This is a genomic window from Neisseria sp. P0016.S008 (assembly GCF_051957775.1).
Lineage (GTDB): Bacteria > Pseudomonadota > Gammaproteobacteria > Burkholderiales > Neisseriaceae > Neisseria > Neisseria flavescens_B.
Map to the genome: position 1 here is coordinate 287,386 of NZ_JBQCWB010000001.1, position 8,242 is coordinate 295,627.

General features: G+C 50.0%; 5 protein-coding genes and 1 tRNA gene. 5 read left to right on the top strand and 1 reads right to left on the bottom strand.

Translation table 11 applies throughout. The annotated features are described in order from the left end of the window. Nucleotides 1-3 precede the first annotated feature (3 nt). Nucleotides 4-2,283 carry an ATP-dependent Clp protease ATP-binding subunit ClpA gene (gene clpA / locus ACTHS8_RS01395; RefSeq protein ID WP_440372760.1) on the top strand — a complete coding sequence of 760 codons (2,280 nt, stop codon included), beginning with the start codon at nt 4-6 and terminating at the stop codon, nt 2,281-2,283. 66 nt (nt 2,284-2,349) lie between these two features. Here the strand turns inward: clpA and tkt are convergent, their stop codons facing one another. Beyond that, nucleotides 2,350-4,329 (bottom strand): transketolase, encoded by a 1,980-nt coding sequence (gene tkt / locus ACTHS8_RS01400; RefSeq protein WP_440372761.1) that lies wholly within the window; start codon nt 4,327-4,329, stop codon nt 2,350-2,352. Between the two features lie 497 nt (nt 4,330-4,826). Here tkt and ccoG point away from each other — a divergent pair, with 497 nt between their 5' ends. From ccoG to ACTHS8_RS01420, 4 genes are all read left to right on the top strand, one after another. Next, entirely contained in the window at nt 4,827-6,263 is a 1,437-nt protein-coding gene (ccoG, locus tag ACTHS8_RS01405; protein ID WP_440372848.1) for a cytochrome c oxidase accessory protein CcoG, read from the top strand. Nucleotides 6,264-6,268: 5 nt separating this feature from the next. Beyond that, the gene (locus tag ACTHS8_RS01410) at nt 6,269-6,835 is read left to right on the top strand and encodes a FixH family protein (RefSeq protein ID WP_440372762.1); all 567 of its coding nucleotides are present in this window, start codon (nt 6,269-6,271) and stop codon (nt 6,833-6,835) included. 675 nt (nt 6,836-7,510) lie between these two features. Beyond that, nucleotides 7,511-8,071: a CDP-diacylglycerol--glycerol-3-phosphate 3-phosphatidyltransferase gene (pgsA, locus tag ACTHS8_RS01415; RefSeq protein ID WP_036472256.1), complete on the top strand. Its 561-nt coding sequence runs from the start codon at nt 7,511-7,513 to the stop codon at nt 8,069-8,071. A gap of 94 nt (nt 8,072-8,165) precedes the next feature. Continuing rightward, nucleotides 8,166-8,241, top strand: a tRNA-Gly gene (locus ACTHS8_RS01420). Nucleotide 8,242 lies beyond the last annotated feature (1 nt).

Here is an 8,242-nt window from a genome sequence, read left to right on the forward strand (position 1 = left end):
ACCATGCTTTCACCCGAATTGGAACACATCCTGCAACTGCTCTACCGTGAAGCACGCAACGCGCGTTATGAGTTTATCAGCTTGGAACACCTGCTTTTAGTGCTGATAGAGGAAGATGCAGCTGTGTCGAACGTCTTGAAACTGTGTGGTGCGGATTTGAAAGTCCTGTCCGAGCAGCTGGCCGCCAGCGTGGCCGAAAATACGCCGCAAATTCCCGATCATCTTCTGGATACGGTCGAAACCCAACCAACCTTGGGCTTTCAACGCGTCATCCAAAGGGCAATGGTGCATACCCAGTCTGCCGGCAAAGCCGCAGTAGAGCCTTTGGATATTTTGGTTGCCATGATGAGCGAATCCGAAAGCCATGCCGTTTATTTCCTCAAATTACAATCCATTACGCGCTTTGAAGTTTTGCGTTGCATTGCCCATGGCTCACCCGATGACGAAGACGGCAATGATTCAGACGGCCTGGAACGCGAGGGCGAAGAAGCGGAACAGAAAACCGGCTCACTTTCCGACTACACCATCAACCTCAACGCCGAAGTCAAAGCCGGCCGTATCGACCCTTTGATTGGTCGCAAACACGAAATGGAAAGGCTGATACAAATCCTATGCCGCCGCCGCAAAAACAATCCGCTTTTGGTCGGCGAAGCTGGCGTGGGCAAAACTGCGCTGGCGGAAGGTTTGGCACATCAAATCGTCAACGGCGACATTCCCGACGCGCTGAAAGATGCCGAAGTGTACGCGCTGGATATGGGTTCGCTTTTGGCGGGCACGAAATACCGCGGCGACTTTGAAGCGCGGGTCAAATCCGTCTTGAAACAGCTTGAAAAAATCCCGCACGCCATTTTATTTATCGACGAAATCCACACCATCATCGGCGCGGGCAGCACCAGCGGCGGCACGATGGATGCATCCAACCTGCTCAAACCGGCGCTGGCGAAAGGCTCGCTGCGCTGTATCGGCGCGACCACTTACGACGAATACCGTACCATTTTCGACAAAGACCACGCCTTAAGCCGTCGCTTCCAAAAAATCGACGTGGTCGAACCCACCGTTTCCGAAACCGTGCAAATCCTGCGCGGCTTGAAACCGATGTTTGAAGATTTCCACCAAGTGCGCTATACGCAAGGCGCACTCGAAGCCGCCGCCGAACTCTCCGCCCGCTACATCAACGAACGTTTCCTGCCCGACAAAGCCATCGACGTAATGGACGAAGCAGGTGCGGCGCAACGGATTTTGCCCAAATCCAAACAGAAAAAAGTCATCGGTAAAGCGCAAATCGAAACCGTCATCGCCAAAGTTGCGCGGATTCCAGAAAAAACCGTGTCGCACGACGACAAACAAGTGCTGCAATTCCTCGGCCGCGATTTGAAAAACATGGTTTACGGTCAGGAAAACGCCATCGACGCACTGGTTGCCACCGTCAAAATGTCGCGCTCCGGACTCGCCCTGCCCGACAAACCGATAGGCAGCTTCCTCTTCTCCGGCCCGACCGGCGTCGGTAAAACCGAAGTCGCCAAACAGCTTGCCTACTCGATGGGCGTACCGCTGCAACGCTTCGATATGTCCGAATATATGGAACGCCATGCCGTATCGCGCCTCATCGGTGCGCCGCCGGGCTACGTCGGCTTTGAACAAGGCGGTCTTTTGACCGAAGCCGTCAACAAACAGCCACATTGCGTGTTGCTTTTGGACGAAATCGAAAAAGCCCACCCCGACATTTTCAACGTCCTCCTGCAAGTCATGGACGCAGGCAAACTGACCGACAACAACGGCAAGAGCGCTGATTTCCGCAACGTCATCCTAATTATGACCACCAACGCAGGCGCGGAAAGCCTCAGCCGCCCCAGCCTCGGCTTCACCGCCAAGCGCGAACGCGGCGACGAAATGCAGGCGATCAACAAACTCTTCACGCCCGAGTTCCGCAACCGCTTGGACGCGATTATCCCGTTTGCGCCCTTGTCCGAACCCGTCATCGCCAAAGTCGTGGACAAATTCCTGCTCCAGCTCGAACACCAGCTCCTCGACAAAAAAGTCGAAGCCGAGTTCACACCGGCATTGCGCAAATATCTGGCGGAAAAAGGTTTCGACCCGCAAATGGGCGCACGCCCGATGCACCGCCTGATTCAGGAAAAAATCCGCAAACCACTCGCCGACGAACTCCTGTTCGGCAAACTCGCCGACGGCGGCTTCGTGCGGATAGACTGGGATGCAGCAAAAGAAGAAGCCGTGTTGAAGTTTAAGAAAAACAAGGTCAAACCTGAAGCAGAAACTGTTTAACCAGTTGAAAAATAAAAGGCCGTCTGAAATTTCAGACGGCCTTTTTATCTCAACCAAAAATCTGATTTACAAGACGGATTTAACAGTAGCAACCACATTGTCTACGGTAAAACCGAATTCTTTGAACAGTAAGTCAGCAGGTGCAGACTCGCCGAAGCGATTGATACCGACTACTGCGCCGTTCAAACCGACGTATTTATACCAACCGTCGGCATGTCCGGCTTCTACGGCTACGCGTGGCAAACCTTCCGGCAGGACGACAGCTTTATAGGCAGCATCTTGGCGGTCGAATACGTTGGTGGACGGCATGGAAACGACACGCACGGCAACACCTTGTTCTGCCAATACTTTTTGCGCTTCAAGAGCCAATTCAACTTCAGAACCGGTGGCAATGATGACAGCTTGGGCGTTGCTTTGGGCTTCGCTGATGACGTAGCCGCCGCGTTTGATGTCGTTCAGTTGTTGTTCGTTGCGTGCTTGGAATTTCAGGTTTTGACGGCTGAAAATCAAGCTGGACGGATGATCAGCCGCTTTAACGGCTTCAGACCACGCCACCAAGGATTCAACGGTATCGCACGGACGCCATACGTCCATATTCGGAATCAGGCGCAGGGTGGCGGTTTGCTCGATAGGTTGGTGGGTTGGGCCGTCTTCACCCAAACCGATGGAGTCGTGGGTAAACACAAATACTGGGTTGATTTTCATCAGCGCCGCCATGCGCAGGGCGTTGCGTTCGTATTCGCTGAACATCAGGAAAGTCGCACCGAAGGGTTTTACGCCGCCGTGCAAGGCAAGGCCGTTCATGATGGCGCCCATGCCGAACTCGCGTACGCCGTAATGAATATAGTTGCCGCCGTGTTCGCGGGTAACGGAGACGCTGTTTGACCAGTCAGTCAGGTTGGACGGGGTCAGGTCTGCAGAACCGCCCACCAATTCGGGCAGCTCTTTGGCCAGAATTTCGATGCTGTTTTGGCTGGCTTTACGGGTGGCGATGGTTTCAGCTTTGGCGCACACTTCTTTCAATGCGGCTTGAACGTAAGCATCGAAGTTGTCCGGCAGTTTTTTATCCATGCGGCGCACGAATTCTGCGGCTTCGGCAGGATATTTGGCTTGATATTGAGCGAAGAGCTCGTTCCATTCGGCCTCAAGTTTTGCGCCTTTTTCTTTTGCACTCCATGCGGCATAGATTTCTTGCGGAATTTCAAACGCAGGATATGCCCAACCCAAATGTTTGCGCGTGGCTTCGATTTCGTCCGCGCCCAAAGGTGCGCCGTGGGTTTTGTGGCTGCCTTCTTTGTTGGCACTGCCTTTGCCGATTAAGGTTTTGCAGCAGATGAGGGACGGTTTGCCGGTTTCGGCTCTGGCCGCTTCAATGGCCGTCTGAATGGCATCAGTGTCATGACCGTTTACATTTGGAATCACATGCCAGCCGTAGCTTTCAAAACGTTGCGGAATGTTTTCGGTAAACCAACCATCCACTTTACCGTCGATGGAAATATTGTTGTCATCATATAAAACAATCAGTTTGCCCAAGCCCAAAGTACCGGCAAGCGAACAGGCTTCATGCGATACGCCTTCCATCATGCAACCGTCGCCCATGAAGACGTAGGTGTGGTGGTCAACGATGTTCAAACCGTCTTTATTGAATTCGGCAGCCAAGATTTTTTCAGCCAAAGCCATGCCCACAGCGTTGGCAATACCTTGTCCCAATGGGCCGGTTGTGGTTTCCACGCCGTCGGTGTAGCCGTATTCTGGATGACCGGGGGTTTTGCTGTGAAGTTGGCGGAAGTTTTTCAGATCATCAATAGAAACGTTGTAGCCGGTCAGGTGCAACAGGCTGTAAAGAATCATGGAAGCATGACCATTGGAGAGGACAAAACGATCGCGGTTGTAGAATTTTGGGTTGGCCGGATTATGATTGAGGAACTTCGTCCACAATACTTCCGCCATTTCCGCCATACCCATAGGCGCACCCGGGTGGCCGGAGTTGGCTTTCTGTACGGCATCGACTGAGAGGAAACGGGTTGCGTTTGCCAGTTGAGACATGGTTTGACCTTCCTTGGACAAGATTGGGAATTTGAAAAAAGTGTGTCGATTATCGCCTGAATCAGCCGTGCTTTCAAGAATAGCCTTTTATATTTGCATTGTCAGACGGCATGATTTCCAATAGGCCCTCTGAAACGGACAGGATAGATGATATTAACTGTTATTTCGTTTTGAAACAGTATGTTGTAAATTTTTTATCGGATAAATAGGAAATCACTATAAGTATAAACCTGCGCTTATTCCGTAAGTCTTTGAATACTGCTCTTTTCAGACGGCCTTGTATGAGGCAGGAGTACCGCAACTATTGTTAAGGATAAGCCCTGCTTTTGCTTTGCATAGAGCCAAATGTTATGATTTTATATGCACGCCCAAGGCCGTCTGAAAATACTCACATCAAACTACTACCATGACAAAAGGCTTGTGTGCACTTCGATTAAGGAACACTGATTATGTCACCCGAAAACCAAGCTGAAAACACCACACCCTCAACAGAAAAAATGGCAAAAGCCACTCCGCCCAAACCTTCCAAACCCAAATCCAGCGTAATTCAAATCCATCCCGAAGGCGAACGCATCCATCCGAAAAAAGCAGAAGGACGCTTTGCCAAACTTCGTATCGCCGCCGTATTGGCGACCCAGTTTGTATTTTACGTAATTCCATGGTTTAACTGGAGTAACCGTCAGGCAGTTTTATTCAATATCCCTGACCGTCATTTTTTCATTTTCGGCCTGTCACTGGGCATGGGCGATTTGATTTACCTTGCCTTGCTGCTGATGATTTGTGCTTTCGGACTGTTTTGGTGGACAACCATTGCTGGTCGTTTATGGTGCGGCTACTCTTGCCCGCAAACGGTTTACACCGAAATTATGCTTTGGATCGACAACTTGGTTGAAGGCGACCGCAACAAACGTTTAAAACTGGAAAAATCGCCTTGGAACTTTACTAAAATCCGCATTAAGGCCACCAAATACCTACTGATTTTCCTTGTCTGTGCGTGGACAGGTATCACTTTTGCAGGCTGGTTTGTCCCTATCCGCCAGTTTGTTCCCGATTTATTCACCGGAGCAGCAGGCGGCGGCGCAATGTTTGCCGCAGCGTTTTACGGATTCATGACCTTCTTCTTTGCCCACATCATGCGCGAAAAAGTGTGTCTGCATATGTGCCCGTATGCACGCTTCCAAAGTGCGATGTTTGACAAAGACACGCTGATTATTTCCTACGATACCGAACGCGGCGAACCTCGCGGTGCACGCAAAAAAACCGCCAACAAAGAAGACAGCGGCTTGGGCGACTGCATCAACTGCACCATGTGCGTACAAGTCTGCCCCGTCGGCATCGACATCCGCGACGGCCTGCAATACCAATGTATCGGTTGTGCAGCCTGTATCGACGCTTGTGACGAAATCATGGACAAAATGGGTTATCCGCGCGGCCTGATCCGTTACACCACCGAAGGCGCAATGGAGCATGAATACCCTGAAAGTGACATCAAAAAACGCCTGAAACGCCCTCGCGTTGCAGGTTATGGTGCAGTATTGTTTGTGGTTATTATTGCTTTCTTAACCGGTATTGCCACCCGTAAGATGGTCGAAGTGGATATTCTGAAAGACCGCGGCGTGATGGTGCGTGAAAACAGCCAAGGCTGGTTGGAAAATGCCTACAACCTGCGCATCATTAATAAGAGTGAACATGAACAGACCGTTACTGCAACAGTCAAAGGTTTTGATGATATCGCCTTGACCGGCTTACCAGAAAACGGTATTAAAATTGCGCCACGCGAAACCGTGACTATTCCGGTTCAAGTGTCCACCCTCCCTGAGTACGCCGAAAAAGGCAGTCAGCCGATTGAATTTACCTTCACATATCGTGAAACCGATGACGCTGATGCCGAACCGACTGTCCTGAATGAAAAAGCAACCTTTATTGGAGAATAACAACGGTGTCCAAACCCAATCTCACTAAGCCTTGGTATAAACACATTTGGCCTTGGGTGCTGATGGCAGGTCCCATCTTTGTCGTTATCGCCAGCGTTTCCATGTTCTTCGTCGCAAAAGAACATACAACAGACTTGGTTTCCGACGATTACTATAAAGACGGCAAACACATCGAAATCCAGCTTCACCGCGATGAAGAAGCCGTTAAACGGCAGATTCAGGTGCAGGTTTTAATCAGTCCGGACATGAATGCCGCCAAAGTATTCGTCAGCGGACAATTCGATCCCAAACAGCCATTAAACCTGCTGCTGATGCACCCGACACGCAAAGCTGACGACCAAACCGTCAAGCTGCGCGCCGTAACAGCCGAACCGCAAAACGGCCGCATGGAATACGAAGCCATCTTCAAACCTCTCCACCAAACCAACCATTGGTATTTGCGTGTTGAAGATACCTCAGGCGTGTGGCGTGTTGAAAACAAATGGATAGTCAGCCAAGGCAACGCAGTTAATCTGACGCCTATGGACAAATTGTTCGACAACGGCAAACAAGCCGCTTCAGAAGAACAATAAATCCCATGTTCAGGCCGTCTGAAACTTTCAGACGGCCTGAAAATCTTTATATCCTATATTCTTCTTTAAAATATGATTTTTTCCAATTGGCGCAGACTGACCGAAAACGAAGTCCGTATGGCAAAACAGGTTTTTGCCGACGGCATAGACTTCAATCGCATTAAAATATATCGCGGTATCCCCCTCCTGCCCAACCCCAATACCGCCATCGCCCCAAATGGAAATATATATTTCCCGCGCAAACACTGCCCTGATGATTTCACTCAAGCCGGCATCGCCTACAAAATCTGGCTGATTCATGAACTGACGCATGTCTGGCAACACCAGCGCGGTCACAAAGTTTGGTTATCCGGTTTACTCATTATGCTCAAAGGCGGATATAGGAAACGCAAAGCTTACGCCTATCCCATGCCTTTGCCTCACTTCAAACAACTCAATATCGAGCAGCAGGCCGACCTCGTTGCCCACTATTTTGCAGCCACGTACCTGCCCAAAAATATTTACACCCCTCAACAACCCATTTTTCAGACGGCCTTAGCAGACTTCCTTCGCAACCCGCATAACAAAGCCCTTTGCCCACATTACTTGTCGGCAAAAAAACAACACTCTAAAAAGCCCAGCGAGCAAATAAGCTATAATGGACAATCCGACACATCGTCCAAAAGGTCCCAAACCATGCCTTGGAACATACCTATTTTACTTACCTGGATGCGCGTCCTATTAATCCCCGTGTTCACCATCCTATTCTATTTACCGAACACATGGATTCAACCACAAACCGTCAACTGGACAGCCGCCATCATCTTTGCACTTGCAGCTGTTACAGACTGGTTCGACGGCTTTTTAGCCCGCCGTTGGAAACAAACCTCCGACTTTGGCGCATTCCTCGACCCCGTTGCCGACAAACTCATGGTTGCCGTTGCCCTACTCCTGCTCGTCAGCCTTGGCAGAACATACGCCATCTTCGCCATGATTATTATCGGCCGAGAAATCACCATTTCTGCCCTGCGCGAATGGATGGCACAAATGGGCAAACGCGGCAGTGTTGCAGTGGCCACTATTGGCAAATTCAAAACCACTGCCCAAATGATCGCCATCTTCCTTTTGCTTATCGGTACGGACAAATATAACGACCCTTTCTATCTCATTGGTAACATATTGATGTTTATAGCATCCGTATTGACCATCTGGTCTATGTGCTACTATCTGAAAATGGCGTGGAAAGAATTCAAATAAAATTTTTAAAAAAATAAAAACAAAACACTTGACGCACACAATTAAATCCATAATAATTGCGTCTTCTTCGATATACGAAGCAACAAATATCAGAGCGGGAATAGCTCAGTTGGTAGAGCGCAACCTTGCCAAGGTTGAGGTCGCGAGTTCGAGACTCGTTTCCCGCTCCAT

Coding starts and splice junctions, on each gene's coding strand:
- tkt (WP_440372761.1), bottom strand. CDS start 4,329: ATGTCTCAACTGGCAAACGCAACCCGTTTCCTCTCAGTCGATGCCGTA.
- clpA (WP_440372760.1), top strand. CDS start 4: ATGCTTTCACCCGAATTGGAACACATCCTGCAACTGCTCTACCGTGAA.
- pgsA (WP_036472256.1), top strand. CDS start 7,511: ATGCCTTGGAACATACCTATTTTACTTACCTGGATGCGCGTCCTATTA.
- ccoG (WP_440372848.1), top strand. CDS start 4,827: ATGGCAAAAGCCACTCCGCCCAAACCTTCCAAACCCAAATCCAGCGTA.